This is a genomic window from Actinoplanes sp. TBRC 11911, assembly GCF_012933445.1.
Taxonomy (GTDB): Bacteria; Actinomycetota; Actinomycetes; order Mycobacteriales; family Micromonosporaceae; genus Actinoplanes.
The window spans coordinates 50,291-70,288 of the sequence record NZ_JABBNC010000001.1; the positions used below are offsets into that span (position 1 = coordinate 50,291).

Annotated in this window: 16 protein-coding genes; 6 read left to right on the forward strand and 10 right to left on the reverse strand. The window is 70.7% G+C overall.

Annotated features, from left to right (window positions below):
* Nucleotides 1-65: 65 nt before the first annotated feature.
* Genes HH310_RS00245 through HH310_RS00255 form a run of 3 tightly spaced genes read right to left on the reverse strand, consistent with a single transcriptional unit; the run spans nt 66 to nt 4,623 of the window.
* Nucleotides 66-1,145 (reverse strand): S9 family peptidase, encoded by a 1,080-nt coding sequence (locus HH310_RS00245; RefSeq protein WP_169173306.1) that lies wholly within the window; start codon nt 1,143-1,145, stop codon nt 66-68.
* A 12-nt stretch (nt 1,146-1,157) separates the two neighbouring features.
* Complete coding sequence (locus HH310_RS00250; RefSeq protein WP_169173307.1) at nt 1,158-2,435, reverse strand: dihydrolipoamide acetyltransferase family protein; 1,278 nt, start codon at nt 2,433-2,435, stop codon at nt 1,158-1,160.
* A gap of 19 nt (nt 2,436-2,454) precedes the next feature.
* Nucleotides 2,455-4,623, reverse strand: a complete 2,169-nt coding sequence (locus tag HH310_RS00255) for a thiamine pyrophosphate-dependent enzyme (RefSeq protein WP_169173308.1) — start codon at nt 4,621-4,623, stop codon at nt 2,455-2,457.
* Nucleotides 4,624-4,744: 121 nt separating this feature from the next.
* On the opposite strand from HH310_RS00255, the gene HH310_RS00260 reads away from it, so the two are divergent.
* From HH310_RS00260 to HH310_RS00275, 4 genes are read left to right on the forward strand one after another with little or no spacing between them, the layout of a single operon-like run.
* Nucleotides 4,745-5,239, forward strand: a complete 495-nt coding sequence (locus tag HH310_RS00260; protein WP_169173309.1) for a VOC family protein — start codon at nt 4,745-4,747, stop codon at nt 5,237-5,239.
* A complete protein-coding gene (locus HH310_RS00265) occupies nt 5,236-5,877 on the forward strand; it encodes a GntR family transcriptional regulator (RefSeq protein ID WP_169173310.1) in 642 nt (213 codons plus the stop codon). The genes HH310_RS00260 and HH310_RS00265 overlap by 4 nt, the downstream gene beginning before the upstream one ends.
* Nucleotides 5,878-5,879: 2 nt before the next feature.
* Nucleotides 5,880-6,323 carry a (2Fe-2S)-binding protein gene (locus HH310_RS00270; RefSeq protein ID WP_169173311.1) on the forward strand — a complete coding sequence of 148 codons (444 nt, stop codon included), beginning with the start codon at nt 5,880-5,882 and terminating at the stop codon, nt 6,321-6,323.
* Nucleotides 6,316-8,475 (forward strand): molybdopterin cofactor-binding domain-containing protein, encoded by a 2,160-nt coding sequence (locus tag HH310_RS00275; protein ID WP_169173312.1) that lies wholly within the window; start codon nt 6,316-6,318, stop codon nt 8,473-8,475. Before HH310_RS00270 ends, HH310_RS00275 begins: the two co-directional genes overlap by 8 nt.
* Before the next feature lie 1,058 nt (nt 8,476-9,533).
* Here the strand turns inward: HH310_RS00275 and HH310_RS00280 are convergent.
* The 7 genes from HH310_RS00280 to HH310_RS00310 are packed head-to-tail and all read right to left on the reverse strand — an operon-like array spanning nt 9,534 to nt 17,792.
* Nucleotides 9,534-10,955, reverse strand: coding sequence for an NAD-dependent succinate-semialdehyde dehydrogenase (locus HH310_RS00280; RefSeq protein ID WP_169173313.1), 1,422 nt, complete (start codon nt 10,953-10,955; stop codon nt 9,534-9,536).
* Nucleotides 10,956-10,965: 10 nt separating this feature from the next.
* Nucleotides 10,966-12,204 (reverse strand): Xaa-Pro peptidase family protein, encoded by a 1,239-nt coding sequence (locus HH310_RS00285; protein ID WP_169173314.1) that lies wholly within the window; start codon nt 12,202-12,204, stop codon nt 10,966-10,968.
* Complete coding sequence (locus tag HH310_RS00290; protein WP_169173315.1) at nt 12,201-13,133, reverse strand: NAD(P)-dependent oxidoreductase; 933 nt, start codon at nt 13,131-13,133, stop codon at nt 12,201-12,203. Before HH310_RS00290 ends, HH310_RS00285 begins: the two co-directional genes overlap by 4 nt.
* A 17-nt stretch (nt 13,134-13,150) precedes the next feature.
* Nucleotides 13,151-13,885, reverse strand: a complete 735-nt coding sequence (locus HH310_RS00295) for an ABC transporter ATP-binding protein (protein WP_169173316.1) — start codon at nt 13,883-13,885, stop codon at nt 13,151-13,153.
* Nucleotides 13,872-15,686: an ABC transporter permease subunit gene (locus HH310_RS00300; RefSeq protein ID WP_248293545.1), complete on the reverse strand. Its 1,815-nt coding sequence runs from the start codon at nt 15,684-15,686 to the stop codon at nt 13,872-13,874. The genes HH310_RS00295 and HH310_RS00300 overlap by 14 nt, the downstream gene beginning before the upstream one ends.
* Nucleotides 15,683-16,561, reverse strand: a complete 879-nt coding sequence (locus HH310_RS00305) for a branched-chain amino acid ABC transporter permease (protein ID WP_169173317.1) — start codon at nt 16,559-16,561, stop codon at nt 15,683-15,685. Before HH310_RS00305 ends, HH310_RS00300 begins: the two co-directional genes overlap by 4 nt.
* Before the next feature lies 1 nt (nt 16,562).
* Nucleotides 16,563-17,792, reverse strand: coding sequence for an amino acid ABC transporter substrate-binding protein (locus tag HH310_RS00310; RefSeq protein ID WP_169173318.1), 1,230 nt, complete (start codon nt 17,790-17,792; stop codon nt 16,563-16,565).
* 153 nt (nt 17,793-17,945) lie between these two features.
* Here HH310_RS00310 and HH310_RS00315 point away from each other — a divergent pair, with 153 nt between their 5' ends.
* Nucleotides 17,946-18,788 carry a hypothetical protein gene (locus tag HH310_RS00315; protein ID WP_169173319.1) on the forward strand — a complete coding sequence of 281 codons (843 nt, stop codon included), beginning with the start codon at nt 17,946-17,948 and terminating at the stop codon, nt 18,786-18,788.
* The gene (locus tag HH310_RS00320; protein ID WP_169173320.1) at nt 18,785-19,942 is read left to right on the forward strand and encodes an MFS transporter; all 1,158 of its coding nucleotides are present in this window, start codon (nt 18,785-18,787) and stop codon (nt 19,940-19,942) included. The genes HH310_RS00315 and HH310_RS00320 overlap by 4 nt, the downstream gene beginning before the upstream one ends.
* Nucleotides 19,943-19,998: the final 56 nt, after the last annotated feature.

Here is a 19,998-nt window from a genome sequence, read left to right on the forward strand (position 1 = left end):
CGGGTCAGACGGCCGGGAAGTTCACGCCGGAACCCTATAGACCCACCTCCCTGCGTCCGCTGTCGTCATCGCCCGACCGTGTCCGGCGACACGCCCAGATGATCGGCCATCCAGTCGGCGATCATCGGGCGGGCCTTCGACGGCAAGTTGGACACACCGTGGTTGCCCTCGGGGAAGCAGACGAACGTGCCCTTCGGCGTCTCGTCCGCCTGCCGCTGCGTCTGCTGCCACGGAATCAGCCGGTCGAGCTTGCCGGTCACGTACAGCGCGGGCACGCTGATCTGCTGGCACACCCCGTCCAGGTCGAGGGTGAGGGCCAGCCGCCGGCCCTCCTCGTCGTCGCGCGCTCCGGACTTCACCACGAACGCCTGACGGGTCATCGGCGGCAGGTCGTCCCACATGTCGCCGAACCGGAAGGGCCCGCTGATCGCGGCGACCGCGGCAACCCGCGGCTCGTGAGCCACCGCACGTGGCGCGTAATACGCGCCCAGGCTCACACCGGCGACACCGATCCGTGCGTGGTCCAGGTCGTCGCGATCGGACAGCAGGTCGAGCAGCGGGCTCACCGCCACCTCGTAGTCCGGCCGGATCCGCAGCTTCAGCCCCGTCTCCCCCTGCCCCGGCCCGTCCAGCGAGACGGTGGCCATGCCACGGTCCAGGAAGGACTGCTCGAAGTAGAAGAACTCCTCCTTCGTCGAGTCCAGCCCGGGGATCACGACGACGTAGGGCGGCCGTTCGACGCCCGCGGGCCGCCGCAGGTTGGCGTAGGCCGTGCCATCGGGAATCGGGATCTCCAGACGCTCGCCCGACGGGTCGAGGCGCTCCAGCGCGGTGCGGGTCTCCCACACCGACCGGTGGGTGGCCTCGGCCGCCAGATCGAGGTCGACCATCCAGACGAACTTGCCGAAGTGCCGGTTCACCGACGCTCGCCGCCAAGCCTGCCCGGCGGTCAGCGCGTGCCCGGTCGCGTCCGCCTCCCGCGCGAACTCCGCCTGCTCGTCCGCGGTCCGGTTCCACTGCGGCAGCCAGTCCGCCCAGGTCTCGGTGCGCGCGATCGTCGCCATCAGGTCGTTGTAGTCCACGCCGTTCTGGATCAGCCGGGGTCCCCAGTGGGCGAGTGCGGTCTCGATTGCGGTGTCGGGCATGCGGAACCTCCGTCAGACCAGAATGCGGACAGGGGCCTCGAGGAGGCCGAGGAAGTGCGCCATCCAGCGGGCGCCGAGCACGCCGTCGACCGGCCGGTGGTCGACCGAGAGCGACACCCGCAGCACGGTGGCGACGGCGGGTTGCCCGTCGACGGCGACGACCTCCGGCCGGGCGGCGCCGACGGCCAGGATCGCGGCCTGCGGCGGGTTGATCACCGCGGTGAACTCCTCCGTCCCGTGGACGCCGAGGTTCGTGACGGTGAGCGTGCCGCCGTCCAGCTCGTCCTGGCGCAGCTTGCCGTCCCGGGCGCGGGCCACCAGCTCGGCGCTGCGCCGGGCCAGCGCGGAGACGGTCAGGCTCTGCAGGCCGCGCATCACCGGCGTCACCAGTCCGCTGTCGGTGGCGACCGCGATCGCGAGGTCGACGTCGTGGAACCGCCGGACAGCGTCGTCGGTCCACACCACGTTCATGTCCGGGATGGCGACGTGCGTGCGCGCGGCCGCCGCGACGACCAGGTCGTTGAGCGAGATCTTCACGTCGGTGGCGGCGTTGAGCTCGGTGCGGAGCGCGAGGAGGGCGTCGACCCGCGCACTCCCCCGGATCGTGAAGACCGGTGTCTGGCCGGCGGCCGTGCCCAGGCGGGACGCGATGGCCCGCCGCATCCGCGAGTGCGGGATCTCGTCGTATCCGGCCGGGGCGTCGTCCACGACCGCGGGTTCGGTACGCGACGGTCCAGCAACCTGAGGACGGTCGCTGCTCGGCGCGACGCCGTTGGGGACGGGTCGAACGGCCGCGCGAGCCGCCAGCGCTCGGTGAATGTCGCTGCGGACGATCCGCCCGCCGGGCCCGGTGCCGTCGAGGTCCTCGACCCGCAGACCGTTCTCCCGGGCGAGCCGGCGGGCCAGCGGGCTCGCGAACACCCGTTGCCCAGCCGTGCTCGCGAGCTCTCGCTCCGCGGCGTTCTGGCTGACCTCGCGATCGCCCGCCGGAGCCGGTTCGTCCGGCACCGGCGGCGACGCCGCCCCGATGAGCGCCCGCACCAGGGCGTCGATGTCGTCGACGACCTCGCCGGGCTCGGCGAGCAGCGCCATGGGCGTGCCCACCGATACGGCCTTGCCGGGCTCGACCAGCATCCGCAGCAGAACCCCGTCGCTGTCGGCGGGCACGTCCACGACGGCCTTGTCGGTCTCCACCGTCGCGATCGGATCGCCTTGCGCGAACGCCGCGTTCTCGGCGAGCGGCCACTCGCTCAGCACGGCCTCCACCACGTTGGCGGAGATCGCCGGCATCCTCAGCAGGCTCGCCATCTCACGCCTCGCCGATCTGGCGCAGCGCTCCGGCGACCTCGTCGGCACGCGCGATCGCCGCTCGCTCCAGCACCTTGGAGATGCTCGGGGACGCCTCGCCCCCGGTGACCCGCTGGATCGGTGCGTCCAGCCAGTCGAAGAACCGGCGCTGGATCTCGTCGGCCAGCCACCCGCCGTAGGAGGTGCCGACCGCGCCCTGCTCGACGATGAGGATCCGGTTGGTCTTGCGGATGCTCTCGCCGACCGTCTCCCAGTCGAGGCTGGCCCGGTCGAGCCAGCGCAGGTCAATCACCTCGGCGTCCACGCCGGTCTCGTCGGCCGCGGCCAGTGTCTCGGCGACCATCGAGAGGTAGGTCAGGACGGTGACCGCCTCCCCGGTGCGGCGCACGGCCGCCTTGCCGACCGGCAGGCAGTAGTCGTAGTCGTCGACCGGGGCCTCGCCGGTGCTGTTGTAGAGGTCGACGTGTTCGAGCACGACCACCGGGTCGTCGCAGCGCAGGGCGGCGTTCATCAGGCCGACGTAGTCGAACGGGGTGGACGGCGCGACGATCCGCCAGCCGGCCGACGTCGCGTACACCCCCGCGGGATCCATCGAGTGCTGCGAGCCGTAGCCGGTGCCGGCCGCGGATTTGCTGCGCAGCACGAGCGGGACCGGGCCGTCGCCGCCGAACATGTGCCGCGCCTTGGCGACCTGGTTGAACAGCTGGTCGGCGGCGACCCACATGAAATCGGCGTACATGAACTCGACCACCGGCCGGAACCGGCCGTCCAGAGCGATGCCGCCGGCCAGGCCGGTGAAGGCGTTCTCGCTGATCGGCGTGCCGAGCACCCGATCGGGGAAGGCGGCCTTGAGCCCCTTGGTGGCCCCGTTGGTGCCGCCGTTGAGCCGGTGCACGTCCTCGCCCAGCACGATGATGCGGTCGTCGGTCTCCATCCGGCGGCGCATCACCTCGGCGACCACGTCGATGAACTTCGCCTCGTGCACGGCGACGTCCCCGTCGGCCGTGCGGACGCCGTCGAACTCGCGCAGATCGCCCCGGACGCCCACGTTGACGAAGGTGGGGTCGGGCCACTCCCCCGGCCGGATGCGCCGCTCGCCGGGCTTGCCGCCGGGTAAGGACTCGAGCAGGGTCGAGCCCGCCGCGTCCATGGCGGCCCGCGCGCCCGCAACGGCTGCCGCCCGCGCCTCGGCGGTGAGCAGGCCCCGGCGTACGAGATGGGAGGCGACCTGGTCGATGGGGTCCCGGGCGCGCCATCGCGCTTCCTCGTCCTTGTCGCGATAGCGGAAGGCACTGCCGGGGAAAGGCCCGTTCTGGTGGAAGTAGCGGTAGGTGTCCGCCTCGACGAGCGTGGGGCCACGGCCGGCCCGCATGTGCGCGGTCGCCTCCCGCATGGCCAGGTGGACGGCGAGCGGGTTCATGCCGTCGACCCGCCAGCTCGCGATGCCGAAGCCGGGCCCGCGCGCGGACAGCCGCGGCTCGCCGGTCGCCTCGGCGACGCTGGTGGACACGGCGTACTGATTGTTCTCCAGGAAGAAACAGACGGGCAGCTGCCAGGCGGCGGCCAGGTTGAACGTCTCGAGCGTGGAGCCGATGTTGGCGGCGCCGTCGCCGAAATAGGTCGCCGCGACGGCGTCGGTGCCCGCGTGCCGGCAAGCCCACGCGAAGCCGGCCGCGAGGGGCACACCGCCGCCGACGATGGCGTTCGTGCCCATCGCGCCGGCTTCCTTCCATTGCAGGTGCATCGAGCCGCCGCGGCCGTGACTGAAGCCGCGGTCCAGCCCGCAGATCTCGCCCAGCGTGCGGAGCAGCAGCGTGCGGATCTCGTCGGGCAGCTCGGCGGTCAGGTCGAAGCCCTTGGGTGCGACGTGCTGCAAAGCCTTCGCCAGGAACTGGTGGTGGCCGCGATGCGACCCGTTGACCTCGTCGCCGGGCGCGAGCGCGAGAACCGACCCGACCGCGCCGCCCTCCTGGCCGATGCTGGAGTGCGCGGGGCCGTGCACGAGGCCCGCGCCGGCCAGCTCCAGCACATATTCCTCGAAGGCACGGATGAGCACGAGCTGATGGAACATCGTGGCGAGCAGCTCGGGGTCGGCCGCGTCCCAGTCGGCATCGGTGGTGACGAGCTCCCGCCAGGGGGCATCGGGGTGAAGCGATTGGTGGTCCGGCATCTCGACCTCCTTCGTCGCGAGTCAGCCTGCCATGCATTGGATCCAATTTTCAACCCCGGCCCGGCTTCCGTCGACCACGGCGGGTGCGATAGGTTCGATTGGATCCAAACGGAGGTGCGCGATGGGACTCCCCGGTCTACGACGGCTCGACCACGTCGGCTTCACCGTGCCCGACCTCGACGAGGCGCAGAAGTTTCTGGTCGACGTGCTCGGCTGTGAATACCTGTATTCGCTCGGCCCGTATGCCGACGACGGCTCATGGATGGCCGTCCACCTCAACGTGCACCCGCGCGCGACGATCCCGGAAAACCGGTTCTTCCGCCTCGGCGACCAGGCGATCCTCGAGGTGTTCAGCTACACCGCGCCGGACCAGTGCGCCACCCCGCCGCGCAACAGCGACATCGGCGGCCACCACGTCGCGTTCTACGTCGACGACCTGGACGCGGCGGTGGCGCACCTGCGCGACCACGGCGTGACCGTGTGCGGCGAGCCGACCACGAGTCGCGGGCCGCACGAGGGGCAGCGGTGGATCTACTTCCTGGCACCATGGGGCATGCAGTTCGAGCTGGTGTCCTACCCGCACGGCCGGGCCTTCTTCCGGAACGAGAAACGATGACCGTCGCTACTCAACGCGTCGCCGACCACCTGCGCAGCGCCATCCTGGGCGGGCACATCGCGCCGGGCGAGCGCGTCCGCCAGGAGGACATCGCGCAGCAGCTCGGAGCGAGCCGGCTGCCGGTTCGCGAGGCGCTGCAGATGCTCGCGGCCGAGGGCCTGGTCGAGCACGAGCCCAACAAGGGCGCCCGGGTGCCGTGGTTGTCCATGCACGAGGTCGATGTCATGTACAAGATGCGCGAGCAACTCGAGCCGCTCGCGCTGGCCGAGAGCATGCCGTTCCTGACCCCCGGCGACCTGCTGCGCCTCGACGAGATCCAGGAGGAGATCGAGACCGGCGTCGACGTGGAGAGCTTCATGTCACTGGACCGCGAGTTCCACCTCCGGACGTACAGCGCCTGCGGGATCGACCAGCTCACCAACGCGGTGACCCGGCTGTGGAACTCGACGCAGTACTACCGGCGCGCGTTCATGCAGCTCACCGGTCCGAGCCGGCGGTGGGTGGTGAACGCGGAACACCGCCTGATCATCGACGCGGTCAGCCGCCGCGACGAGGTGGACGCCGGTCGCTTCCTGGCCGGGCACATCCGGCGCACCCGCATCGAGCTACGCCGTCATCCCGAGGTCTTCGCGGAGTAAATATGATCAGCTTCTTGGTGAACGGGGTGCCGCGCGAGGTCGACGCGGATCCGGAAACCCCGCTGCTGTACGTGTTACGCAACGACCTGGGGCTCATGGGCGCCCGGTTCGGGTGCGGGCTGGGGCTGTGCGGCGCGTGCTTCGTGCACGTCGACGGCGTCGCGGTGCCGTCCTGCGACACGCCGATCTGGTCGCTCGCCGGCAAATCCGTGGTGACCGTCGAGGGTCTGACGCCGCACCCGGTCCAGCAGGCGTTCCTCGACGAGCAGGCGGCCCAGTGCGGTTACTGCGTCACCGGCATCGTCATGTCCGCGGCGGCCCTGCTCGACCGCGAGCCGCATCCCGACGAGCGCCGGGTGGCCGAGGCACTGGACCGGCACCTGTGCCGGTGCGGATCGCAGCAGCGGATGGTGCGCGCGATCGTGAAGGCGGGCCGCGATGGCTGAGCCACGCAACGACCCGAGCGCACACCCCCGCCATGGCAGCCCGGCCCCGGCGGACCCGAGCGCGGAGCCACGCACGGACCCGAGCGCGGAGCCACGCACGAAAACCAGCGCGGAGTCACGCACGGACCTGCCCAAGGACCTCGCGGCCAACCCGATCCTGTCCCGCTGGATCCGCGTCCAGCCGGACGGCGTGATCGACGTCCAGGTCGGCAAGGTCGAGCTCGGCCAGGGCATCGTCACCGCCCTGGCGCAGATCGCCGCGGACGAGCTCGGCGTCGGCATGGACGCCGTCCGCATGGTGCCGGCCGGGCCGGGCGGACCGGACGAGGGCATGACCGCCGGCAGCATGTCGATCATGGATTCGGGCTCGGCGCTACGCGTCGCGGCCGCGAACGTCCGGGCCCTCTTCGAGGCTGCCGCGGGCACTGCCGATTTCTCGTACGCGGAATGGGCCGATCGCGTCGACCTCAACGTGTGCGCCCTGGCGGACGTCCCGCTGCGCTCCGAGGCGGTGCTGGTCGGGCAGGACGTCGCGCGGCTCGACCTGCCCGACAAGATCTTCGGACGGCCGCGCTACATCCAGGACATGCGACTACCCGGGCAGCTGTTCGGGCGGGTGGTGCGGCCGCCGTCGCGCGGCGCCCGGCTGCTCTCGGTGACCGGCGACCTGGCCGACGGCGTGTCCGTGGTGCGCGACGGCTCCTTCCTGGGGCTGGTGGGGGCCGACGAGGCGCGGGTGGTCCGATGCGCCGAATCGTTTCGCCGCGGGTCGCGCTGGGCCGAGCACGACTCCCTGCCCGACGAGAAGGAGCTGGACAAATTCCTGCGCGCCGGGCCGCACGAGACGATCGAGGTGATCGACGACGCGGCCGAAACGCACGGCGGCGACCGGTTGGTGCGGGCGACCTACAGCCGGCCGTTCGTCGCGCACGCCTCGATGGCGCCGAGCTGCGGGGTCGCGGTCTGGCGTGGCCCGGCCGAGGTCGACGTCTGGTCGCACAGCCAGGGTGTCTTCCCGCTCGGGCGGGCGATCGCGGCCGCCCTGGGCCTCGACCCGGCCGGGGTGCGGGTCGAGCACGCCGAGAGCGCAGGCTGCTACGGGCACAACGCCGCCGACGACGCCGCGTTCGACGCGGTGCTGCTCGCACGGGCCGTCCCGGGTACGCCGGTGCAGGTGCTCTGGAGCCGGCAGGACGAGTTGTCGTGGGCCCCGTTCGGGTCGGCGATGACCGCGGACGTCGCCGCCACGCTGTCCGCCGACGGCCGGCTCACGTCGTGGCACTATGACGTCTACAGCCAGGGGCACACGGCCCGGCCCGGGTACGCGGGCGGGGTGCCCGGGCTCCTCGCGGCGACCTTCCTGAAGGAGCCGGCCGACTATCCGGCCGCGGTGGATCCGTCGGCCGCCAGCGGGTACGGCGGCACGCGTAACGCGCTGCCGGGCTATGACCTGCCACGCCGCCGGATCACCGGGCATCGGCTGACCGAGTCGCCGATCCGGAGCTCCGCGATGCGGGCGCTCGGCGCGTATCTGAACGTTTTCGCCATCGAGTGCTTCATGGACGAGGCCGCCGAGCACGCCGGCCGCGACCCGCTGGAGTTCCGGCTCGCGCACCTCAGCGATCCGCGCGGCCGGCGCGTGCTCACCGCGGCTGCCGAGGCGGCCGGCTGGGGAAGCCCGCAACCCGAGGGAGTCGGTCTGGGGCTGGGGTACGCCCGGTACAAGGGCCGAGGTGGCTACTGCGCGGTGGTGGCCGAGGTGGAGGCGGAGTCCGAGGTGCGGCTGCGCCGGCTCACCATCGCGGTCGACGTGGGCCGGGTGGTCAATCCGGACGGCGTCCGCAACCAGATCGAGGGCGGCGCCCTGCAGTCGGCGAGCTGGACGCTGGTCGAGCGGGTCCGCTTCGATCGGCGCCAGGTCACGAGCGACACCTGGGAGACCTATCCGATCTTGCGCTTCTCCCAGGTCCCGCGCGTCGACGTCACCGTGCTGGACGGCGGCGGCGAGAAATCGGTCGGCGCCGGGGAGGCCGCTCAGGGCCCGACGGCGGCCGCGATCGGCAACGGCCTCGCGGCCGCGATCGGCGTGCGCGTGCGGGATCTCCCCTTGACGAGCGAGGCGGTAATCACGGCGATAGAACGCGACAACTGACTACCAACTGCGGTTGGTGGTCGGGTTAGACATGCCCGTCGACCCGCGGGCGCGGATCGCGCCGCGGCGGCCCGTAGGCGATCGGCGACCTGGGCTACGGGTCGTGGCTGCCCCTGGCTGGAGACCGCCGGGAAAATCTTCACCGTTCCCGGCGCGGCCCGCCCCAGCCCAACCCGGTGCGACCCGGTGCGGCCCGGTGCGACCCGGTGCGGCCCGGTGCGGCCCGGTGCGGCCCGGTGGCCCGCGACCTGACCGCCTCTCCCGTTCCGCGAACGAGCGTTCGTTTCTCATCGAGCCGAACACCGCGGTGCAGGCCTGGGTGGGACGGCGCATTCGCGGTGCCGAACGGAGCTAAACGTTCACGGGACATCATATACACCTTTTCACCCGGCTTGGACCGCTTCAATGTCCACATCGGTCGGCTGCGCGCGATCGGATTTCCGGACCTTGGAGAGTTGTGGTTCATATATGGGCGTAACTCTCCAAGGTCTCGAAATCGCCCGGCCAGCAGCCCGCCCAAAAGCCGCTAACCCGGGTAAAACCACTGTCCTATTCGAACGTCCATCCCGGTATGCAGGAATCCGCGACCGCATACTGAGAGCGCGGCCGGACGCGGACACCATTCGCCAGCACCCGCGCGACCGCCGAGAGCGCGGGCGTACCTTATCAGTATTTATCGGATATCGGGCGCGCGCCGCTGGGCCTCCCGCGTTGCTCGCCGGCCCCGGCACCGCGCTGCCAACGAGCGCACGGCCCGACCTCGCGCAGCACCTCGAGCGCGACCGGCACTCCCCTGAGCCGTGGCCCGGCGACATGTCTCGGCCGGGCGGTGCAGAATCCAAGAATTACTCGTCTGGCTGGTCCTGCCGGTCTCGCTATCCGTGCCGGGCTGGCAAGAGCGCGGACGCGAATGGCACCCGGTCGCGGCCGAGGTCCGGTCGTACGGCGTCCGGCCGCGCCACCAAGGCGACCAAGGCCACGAAGACGACCGGAACCCGTACGCGCCGAAGCTGATTCACGTTCAGGTCGCGGTGCGCGGGGTCCTGCGGACCGTCGAATCACCAGTCGACGGCGATGTACTTCGACTCCAAATAGTCCAGCATTCCCTCGTGGCCGCCCTCCCGCCCGAGCCCGCTCTGCTTGACCCCGCCGAACGGCGCGGCCGGGTCGCTGACCAAACCCCGGTTCAAGCCCACCATGCCGGCCTCGAGAGCCTCGCTCACCCGCAGGCCGCGGGCCAGGTCGCCGGTGTAGACGTACGCCACCAGGCCGAACTCGGTGTCGTTGGCGAGCCGTACGGCCTCGTCCTCGGCGGTGAACGTGACGATCGGCGCCACCGGCCCGAAGATCTCCGAACGGAGGATCGCGGCGTCCGGAGCCACCCCGGTCAACACAGTCGGCGGGTAGTAGTAACCCGGGCCGGGCAGCCGCGTGCCACCGGTGACCACGACGGCCCCGCCGGCCAGGGCCGAACGGACCAGCCCGTCCACCTTCGCCACCGTGTCCTCGTTGACCAGCGGCCCGACCTGCGTGTCCGCGGAGACACCGGGCCCGACGCGCAACTCTGCCATCCGCGACGACAACCGTGACGCGAACTCGCCTGCGACCGACGCGTGCACGTAAAACCGATTGGCCGCCGTGCACGCCTCCCCCGCGTTCCGCATCTTCGCCACCATCGCACCCTCAAGAGCCGCGTCCAGATCGGCATCCTCGAACACGAGGAACGGCGCGTTGCCCCCAAGCTCCATCGACGTATTCACCACGTTGTCCGCCGCCGAGGCCAGCAACACCCGGCCCACTTCGGTCGACCCGGTGAACGACACCTTCCGCACCCGCGGATCGTGCAGCATCGCCGACACGACGGCCCCGGAACGCCGCGAGGGCAGCACATTCACCACCCCGTCCGGCACCCCGGCCTCGGCCAGCAGCGCCGCCATCGCCAGCGCGGTCAACGGCGTGTCGCTGGCCGGCTTCAGCACCATCGTGCATCCCGCCGCCAGCGCCGGCCCGATCTTCCGGGTGGCCATCGCGGCCGGGAAGTTCCACGGCGTCACCAGCACACAGACGCCGACGGGCTGCCGCACCACCAGGATGCGGTTCGCCCCCGACGGAGCGGTGCCGACCGTGCCCGACCCGCGCACCGCCTCCTCCGAATACCACCGGAAGAACTCCGCGGCGTAGGCCACCTCGCCGAGCGCGTCCGCATACGCCTTGCCGTTCTCCAGGCTGATCAGTTGCGCGAACGCGGAGGCCCGGGAAGTCATCAGCTCGAACGCCGCCCGGAGAATCGCCGATCGCGCGCGCGGCGACGTGGCTGCCCACGAGGCAGCCGCCGCCGACGCCGAGTCCACCGCGGCGAGAGCGTCGGCGACCGAGCCGTCCGAAACCGAGGTGATCACGCCCCCGGTGGACGGGTCGATCACGTCGAAACGGGACGCGGCGGCCACCCATTTGCCACCGATGAATAGGTCAGTGTCCACAAACCACTCCTCAGTACGGGTTCGCCACTACCAGGTCCTGCGCCGGGAACAGCGTCAGAATGCGCGGCCCTTCCGGCGTCACCACGACCTCTTCCTCGATCCGCGCCGCCGAGAACCCGTCACTGGCCGGGCAATACGTCTCCAGCGCGAACACCATCCCCACCTGCAACTCCACCGGCGCGGTCATGCTGTTGAGCCGCGAGATGATCGGCCGTTCGTGCAGCCCCAGCCCGAGCCCGTGGCCGAATTGGAGTCCGAAGGCGGCCATCTCGTTCTCGAAACCGAATTCCGGCGCCGTGGGCCACACCGCCGCGATCTCGTCGGTACCCACCCCGGGCCGGACGGCCGCGATCGCCGCGTCCATCCATTCCCGGGCTTTCCCGTACGCCGACCGTTGCGCCTCGGTCGACCGCCCCACCCCGAGCGTGCGGTAATAGCAGGTCCGATACCCGTTGTAGGAATGGATGATGTCGAAGAACGCCTGATCCCCCGGCCGGATGATGCGATCGGAGAAATTGTGCGGGTGCGGATTGCACCGCTCCCCGGACACCGCGTTGATGGCTTCGACCTGGTCCGAACCCATGTCGTAGAGGCGCTTGTTGGCCAGCGCCACGATCTCGTTCTCCCGGATCCCGGGCTTGAGCACCTCGACGATGTCCTGGTACACCCCGTCGACCATCGCCGCCGCCTGGTTCAGCAGCATGATCTCGTCCGGCGACTTGATCAGCCGGGCGTCGAGCATGAGCTGCTGGCAGTCGACGACCCGCAGGCCCTGGCGCTGCATCTCGAACAGGAACGGCGGCTCCACGATGTCCACGCCGACCGGCTGATCGGCCACCCCGGCGTCGACGAGCATGCCCTTGATCTCGCGGACGGCGGACTCCATGAGCCCGGCGGACGGCGCGATCGCCCCGCGCATCCCGAGCATCCCGGCCCGGCAGTCGTCCGGGTCGAGCCACGGCGCGTACAGCTTGTGGTGCCGCGCCGCCGAGCCGAAGTCCCACAGCGTCGGCTTCGCGGAGCGGGTGAGCAGCGCGTACCGGGTCATCTTGTCGCCCAGCGCACCACCGATCCAGGTCTGCGTGGTGTAGCGGATGTTGTAGAAGTCGAACAGCAGGAACGCCCCGCACTCCGATCCGGCCAGCGCTTTCTGGGCGCGTTCCAGCCGGTAGCGCCGCAGCCGGTCGAAGTCGACCCGCTCCTCGTAGTCGACGCCCATGTGCCCCGGCGCCGCGAGAGGCCGGCTCATGAGCCCAGCCCGTCGTCGACGAAGACGTCGGACGGCTTCAGCGTCAGCCCGGCGGCCGCCGCCTGCTGGTCGAGCAGGATCGCGAAGTCCTCGCTCACCCGCCCGGACGCGACCGCCTGGTTCACCAGCTGGGCGGTCAGCCCGGCCAGCGGCATCGGCACGTTCAGTTCGTGCCCGGCCGCCAGCCCGAGGTCGAAGTCCTTCTGCAGCAGCACCGGGGTGAAGGTGGGCGTGTAGTCGAGGTGCACGAAGGCCGGCGATTTGTACCGGGTGAACATCGACCCCATCACGCTGTCGTTGAGGAACTCCAGGAACGCGGCCCGCGACACGCCGCCCCGCTCGGCCAGCACGGTGATCTCGGCCAGGCACTGGGTGACCACGCCGAGCATCAGGTTGTGGCAGATCTTCACGAGCCGCGAGACATCACCCTCCCCCACGTACGTCACCGAGCGCCCGATGTGCCGCAGCAGGTACTCGACACGCTCGAACGCGGAAACCGGCCCGGACACCGCGATGCTCAGCTTCCCGGCCGTGACCACCTTGCCGTTCCCGCTGACCGGAGCGGCCAGGAACGGCACGCCGCGCAGCAGGCACTCGGCCCGGACCAGCGCCGACCCCTCGGTCGAGACGGTCGAGCAGTCCACCACCACGCCCGGCAGCCGGGCCGGGTCGGCGAGCAGCCCGTCCTCGCCGAGGAGCACCGCCTGCAGGTCCGCCTCGGTGGCCACCATCGTGAACACCACGTCCCGATCGCGCAGGTCGGCCAGCGAGTCGGCGACCGAGCAGCCGTGCTCGACGGTGGCGAGGGCCTTGGACCTGGTCCGGTTCCAGACGGCCGGGGGCGCACCGGCGCGGGCCAGCCGGGTCGCCATCGCGGCGCCCATCCGGCCGGCGCCGATCCAGCCGACGGTCAGTTCGTTGTCTGGCATGTGATCTCCCAGGAAGTTCAGGTGGCAGGGGTGGGCGAGGGCGTGGTGCCGCCCAGGTACAAGGAGGCCATCTCCGGGTGGTCGCGGACCTCGGCCGCGGTGCCGGTGAGCCGCACCTTGCCGCCCTCCATCACCACGCCGTGGGTGGCCAGGCCGAGCCCGAGCCGGACGTTCTGTTCGACCAGCAGCACGGTCGTACCGCCGGAGTTGAGGCTCTGGATGAGCGCCGCCACCGCGGCCAGCGACCGCGGGTCCAGCCCCAGCGACGGTTCGTCGAGCAGCAGCAGCTTCGGGTCGAGCATCAGGCAGCGGGCGATCTCCACCATCCGCCGCTGCCCGCCGGACAGGTTGCCGGCGTGGTCCGAGGCGCGTTCCGCGACGAGCGGGATCCGCGCGACCACCGCGTCGTACCGGGCGGCGAGCAGCTTGCGGTCGCGCCGGATCAGATAGCCGCCGAGCAGCACGTTCTCGCGCACCGACATGCCGGGGAACAGCGCCTGCGACTGCGGCACCTGGGTGATGCCCAGCTTGAGGATCTCCTCCGGGGCCAGGCCGTCGGTGCGCACGCCGTCCATCTCGATCGAGCCGGTGCCGCACCGCAGCAGGCCGCTGATCACCCGCAGCACCGTCGACTTGCCCGCGCCGTTGGGCCCGACGATGCACGTCACCGTCGACTCCGGACAGTGCAGGTCGACCCCTTGCAGCACGTTCCCGCCCCCGTACCCGGCGGTGACGTCGCTAAGCGTGAGCATCGAGGCTCCTCTCCACCGCTGTCGCGCCGGGCCGCCAGTCGTCGCCCAGGTACGCGTCGAGCACCACCTGATCCGAGCGGATCCGCGACGGCGGGCCGGACGCGATGCACGTGCCCCGGGCGAACACGTAGATCGGGTCGCACAGCTCCAGCACCAGCGGGATGTTGTGCTCGACCACCAGGAACGTGACGCCGGCGCGGTTCAGCTCGCGGATCACCGACGTGATGCGCCCGACCAGCGACGGGTTGACCCCGCCGGCCGGTTCGTCGAGCAGGATCAGCTGCGGCTCCAGCATCAGGACCTGTGCCAGTTCCACGAGCTTTTGCTGCCCGTACGACAAAGCCCCGGCCTTCTGTGCGGCAAAGGCACCCAGCCCGACGACGTCGAGAAGATCGCGGGCACGGGATGCCTCGGCGCCACTGACCGCGTCCGCGAACATCGTGCGCAGCTTGCCGTCGGGCAGCGGCGCGACCACGTTCTGCAGCACCGTCATGTCCTTGAACAGCCGCGTCACCTGGAACGTGCGGCCCAGCCCGAGGTGGCCGCGCGACCACGGCGGCAGCTTCTCGATCGGCTTGCCGGCGAACGCGATCGTGCCCGCGTCGGCCTGCATGTTGCCGGTGATCAGGTTGAACAGGGTGGTCTTGCCGGATCCGTTGGGCCCGATCAGCGCGGTGATCGATCCGCGCTCGACGGTGAGGTCGGCACCGTCCACCGCGGTCAGCCCGCCGAACCGCTTGGTCACGCCGCGCACCTCGAGCAGCGGCCCGGCCCCGGACGGCGACGGGACACGCTCGCGGACCGTGATGGTGTGCGCGAGCGCCCCGGCCTGGTCGGTGTATTCCGTCGAGACCGGGTGCCGCTTGCGCCACCACCCCTGGAACGTCGGCAACAGCCCGGCCGGCAGGAACAACACGACCGCGACCAGGATCAGGCCGAGGATCAGCACCCGGGTCTGGGTGTTCCCGCCGTAGACGGTGGCGCCCTCGTTGACGAGCGAGATGATGAACGCGCCCAGCACCGGCCCGTACAGCGTGCCGCGGCCGCCGACCAGCGCCGACAGCACGATCAGCACGCTGCCCAGGATGGCGAACGCGCCGACCGGATTGAGGAACGTCTGGTAGTACGCGTAGACGCCGCCCGCCACACCGATGAAGAAACTGCTGCAGGCGTACGCAAGGATCTTGAAGATGGTGGTGTTGACGCCGATCGCCGCGGCCTTGCCCTCGTCCTCGCGGATCGCGATCAGGCCGGTGCCGAACTTGGTTCGAGCGATCCAGCCGCTGAACAGCACGGTCAGCGCCAGCAGGAAAAGGAACGCGTAGTAGAACGGGATGTTCTGGAAGTCGGCGTTCCAGAACGGCAGCTCCAGCGTGATGCCGTCGGAGCCGTTGGTCAGGCCGGACAGGTTGATCGCCAGGATCTGCGCGGACAGCAGCAGCGCGATGGTGATGATGACGAAGGCGTGCCCGCGCGTGCGCAGCACCACCGAGCCGGCCAGCACCGCGACCACGACCGCGGTGACGCCGCCGATCGGTGCCACCCATAGCGGGTTCAGGCCGGTGTGCAACGCGATGATCGCCGCGGTGTAGGAGCCGAGGCCGAGAAACATACTGTGGCCCAGCGAGACATAACCGGCATATCCGGAAATAATGTTCCAGCTCGACGCCTGAATGGCCAGCAGGAACATCATCAGGAGGACGGCTTGCGGATAGGGCTGCCACGGGTTGATCAACGGGTAGAGAGCAAGGGCGAGAAAGACCACGCCCGCGATCAGATGGGGCCGGGACAAGAACCTCATGCCGCGTCCTCCCGCAACCGAGCGCCGAACAGACCCTGCGGCCGGACCAGCAGCACCGCCATGATCACCAGGTAGAAGACCAGCGTGGACCACTGCAGGCCGCCGTACGTCGCGGTCAGCGTCTCGGCCAGCCCGAGCACCAGGGCGCCGACCAGCGCGCCCGGCAGGCTGCCCATGCCGCCCAGCACCACGATGCCGAGCAGCCGGGAGATCCAGTCGTAGTGCGACGCCGGGAAGAACGGGTAGAGCACCGACAGGATCGAACCGCCCACGCCCGCGCTGGCGCTGCCGAGCGCGAAGGCCAGCGCGGCCGTGGATGTCGCCCCGATGCCGACCAGCGCGGCCGCCGACGGGTTCTGCGAGGTGGCGCGGATGGCCCGGCCGGTCCAGGTGCGGGTGAGCACGAGATACAGCACGCCGAGCACGGCGACGGCGGCGAGGAACCCGTACACCTGGGCCTTGGGCAGCAGGATGTCGCCCACCCGGAAGCTCTCCTCGAAGTACGAGGGTGTGGCCGACTTGAACCGGTTGCCGGTCACCACGTTGAGAAAGCCCTCGATGACCAGCGCGATGCCGAAGGTCAGCAGCACCGACATCGACGGCGCCTGCCCGCGGATCCGCACGACGACGAACCGGTAGAGCACCCAGCCGAGAGCGCCCATCAGCGGCGTGGTGATGAACGCGGCGAGGATCGGGTCGATCCCGATCGCCCGCCACATCCACCAGGTGAACGTCGCGACCAGGATGAGGAACGCACCCTGGGCGATGTTGATGATGCGCAGCACCCCGAAGATCAGGGTCAGGCCGGAGGCCATCAGCGCGTAGATGCCGCCGATCAGGACCCCGAGGGTTACCGCCTGGACGAACTGGGCCATGTCACTTCCAGCCGGGCTTGGGGTTGACGACCGTGTCCGAGGTGGCCGCCGCGGCCGGGGCGACGATCTGGGCCTTGCCGGACTGCCACTGCCCGAGCAGGAACTCGCCCTTCGGCTCGCCGGTCGCCTCCCAGCTCAACGGTCCGAGAATGGTCTGCACAGAGTTGGCGTGCAGCCAGTCACGGATCTTGGGCTGGTCGATCGAGCCGACCTTGGTGACCGCCTCCTGCAGGACCTCGGCTGCCGCGTACGCGTCGGCGGCGTCCTCGGCCGGGTCGGCGTTCTGGAACATCGCCTTGTAGCCGCTGACGAAGTCGGTGTTGCGCGGTGTCTTGGCGTCCGGGTGCCAGCTCACCGTGTAGAAGATGCCCTCGGTGCTGGCCTCACCGACGCCGGAGCTGTACTGGCCGGCGTTGCTCGGCGCCGAGGTCTGGAACAGCATCTTCGGCGAATACTGCAGCTGCTTGAGCGAGCGGACCAGACCGACGCCGTCCTCGAAGACCGCGCCCTGGGCGATCAGGTCGGGCTTCTTGGCGGCCATCTGCGACGCGATGGACTGGAAGTTCGTGGTGTCCGGCGGATAGACCGAGGAGTAGACGGTCTGCACGCCGAGCGCCTCGAGCTGCTTCTGCATGCTCTCGATCACCGGCTTGGTGAACGGGTCGTCCTGGGTCGGATAGGCGGCCGTCTTGGGCTGCTGGTCGGCCGGCAGCGACTTGATCCAGTTGACGAACACGTCGGCCTGGTGCGGCGCGGTCGCCTGCTGGGCGAAGAACAGGTACTTGAAGCCGCGGGTGAACATGTTCGGCGCGCCGCCGGCCGGCTCGACGAAGACATAGTTGTTCTTCTCGGCGACGGCCGACGCGGCGTAGTTGAGCAGCGACGAGAAGGTGCCCAGGACCAGGTCGACCTTGTCCTGCGTGATCAGCTTGGTGTAGTCGGTGACGACGGTGTCCTGGCTGCTGGCGTCGTCGACGATCTTGAGTTGGACCGGGCGGCCGAGCAGCCCGCCGGCCTTGTTGATCTGGTCGGCCCACACCTCGTACCCGCGTCGGGCCTCGGTGCCGGGCTGGGAGAAATCGCCGGTCAGCGGCAGCGAGATGCCGATGACCAGGGGTTTATCGCTGGGCTGTTCCGCGGCCTTCTCGGACGGGCGGGACCCGCAGGCCGCCAGGCCGAGGCTGAGCGCGGTAGCGATGCAAGCGGCTAAGACGGAACGTCGATTGATCATCAAGGCCCTCCAAGTGGAAGCCGAGGCCGCAATCGTTTGCGATGCAAGGATGTATGGATCGTCACATGTGTGTCAATGGTGCTAACCCAAGCTGCTCGCAGCGTCGAAATCAAGACTTGCGGTTATGCAATCGGTTGCGGCTATGCTGCCGTCATGGCTGACACCGTCCGACTCGGAGCGTTCACGCCGTCGGTGCTGCTGCGGGTCGCGCGCCGCCTCGGATACCTGGACGGCGAGGTCACCGAGGAGCTCGTGCCCTCCTCGCCGGCGCAGTTCCGGGCGCTCTTCGACGGCGCCTACGACGCGGTGCTGACCAGCCCCGACAACGTGCTCGCGTACCGGTACAGCCCGATCAACCCGCTCGGCCGCCTCGGCGACATCGAGATGATCACCGCAATCGATCGCGGCATGGGCCTGGCGCTCTACAGCGCCCGCTTCGATCTCCACGGGATGACGTTCGGCGTCGACGTCCCCGGTTCGGGCTTCGCGTTTGCCATGTACGCCTTGGCCCAGCACCTCGGCCTGCACCGCGACGACTATCGGGTGGTCGCGCTGGGCTCCACGCCGAAGCGCCTGCGCGCGCTGCTCGCCGGGGAGTGCGACGCGACCATGCTGAACGCGGGCAACGAACTGCACGCCGAGGCGGCCGGCTTTCGGGCGGTGGCCAAGGTGGCGGACGTGTGCACGCCGTATCTGGGCACGGTCCTGGCCGCCCTCGACCCGGCGCCGGTCGCGTGGCTCGGCCGGGCGCTCACCGCCACGGCCGCCGAGATCGTCGCCGGCCGGCACGACGCGATCGTCCTCGCCGAGGCGGGCGCCGCGCTGGGCCTCGACGAGCCGCTGGCGGTCCGTTATCTGGACCGGTTACGCGATCCGGACGAGGGCCTCGTGCCGACCGGCGTCGTCGACCGGGCCGCGCTCGAGACCCTCGTCGGCCTGCGCCGCCGGTTCGGGCCGGCGCTGGACGGCGACCCGCTCGCCGCGGCCCTGACGTGAGCCGGAGGCTGTTGCAGGCGACCACGTTCGTCAGCACGATGGACCGGTTCGCCATGCCCCCGATGTTGATCGTGATGGCGCACTCGCTGGGCGTGCCGCTGGCGTCGGTGGTGCACACGGCGAGCGTTTACTTCCTGGCGTACGGGCTGATGCAACCTGTCTGGGGCATCGTCTCGGACCGGCTCGGGCGGGTCCGCACGCTCCGGATCACTCTGGCCGTGGCGGCCCTGGCGACCGCCGCGTCGGCCGCGGTGAGCACGGTGACCCAGCTCGGCGTCGCCCGCGCCCTGGCCGGGGCCGCGTTCAGCGCCGCCATCCCGGCGAGCCTGATCTACGTGGGTGACACCGTGCCCGGTCCGCGGCGGCAGACCGAGGTCACCAACCTCATGATCGGCGTCGCGATCGGCACGGCAGTCGCGTCCGCCGGGGCCGGGGCGCTGGCCCAGCTGATCAGCTGGCGGGTCGCGTTCGTGGTGTCCGGGATCTGCGCGCTGGTGCTGGTCGTCCTGCTCCGCGAGCTTCCGGAGCCGGCCGGCGCCCGGCCCGCCGAGCACCCCCTGGCCCCCGTCGGTCGCGTGCTTCGGTCCGGCCCGGCGCTGCTGGTCCTGGTGCTCGCCTTCGTCGAGGGCGGCGTGGTGCTGGGCGCGATCACCCTGCTGCCGCCGGCCGTGCAGTCGACCGGGGTGAGCGCCGCGGTGGCCGGTGCGGTCACCGCGGTGTACGGGGTGGCGGTGCTGATCTTCGCCCGGACCGCCGGGGCGTTGTCGCGCCGGTGGCCGACGTGGCGGCTGATCGCCATCGGCGCGCTCGCGATCGTCGCGGCCTGCACGCTCGCCGCGTTCTCGCAACGCCCGTGGGTGGCGATCGGCGTGGCCACGCTGATCGGCCTGGCCTGGGCCGCCATGCACTCCTCGCTGCAGACCTGGGCGACCGAGGTGCTGCCGTCCGCCCGCGCGACCGTCGTCTCCGGGTTCGCCGGCTGCTTGTTCGCCGGTTCCGCGCTGTCCGCGGCGCTGATCGCCGGGCCGGCCGAGGCGGGGCGCTACGGGATCGCGTTCGCCGCGCTGGCCGTCGCCGCGGCACCGCTCGGCGTCGTCGCCACCGCGACCCGGGCGCGGTGGCACCCCGCGCCCATCAGCCAGGGGGCACTATGAGCGCGCCCGTCAACCACGGGAACGCCACGAGCGCGCCCGCCAACCAGGAGCACGCC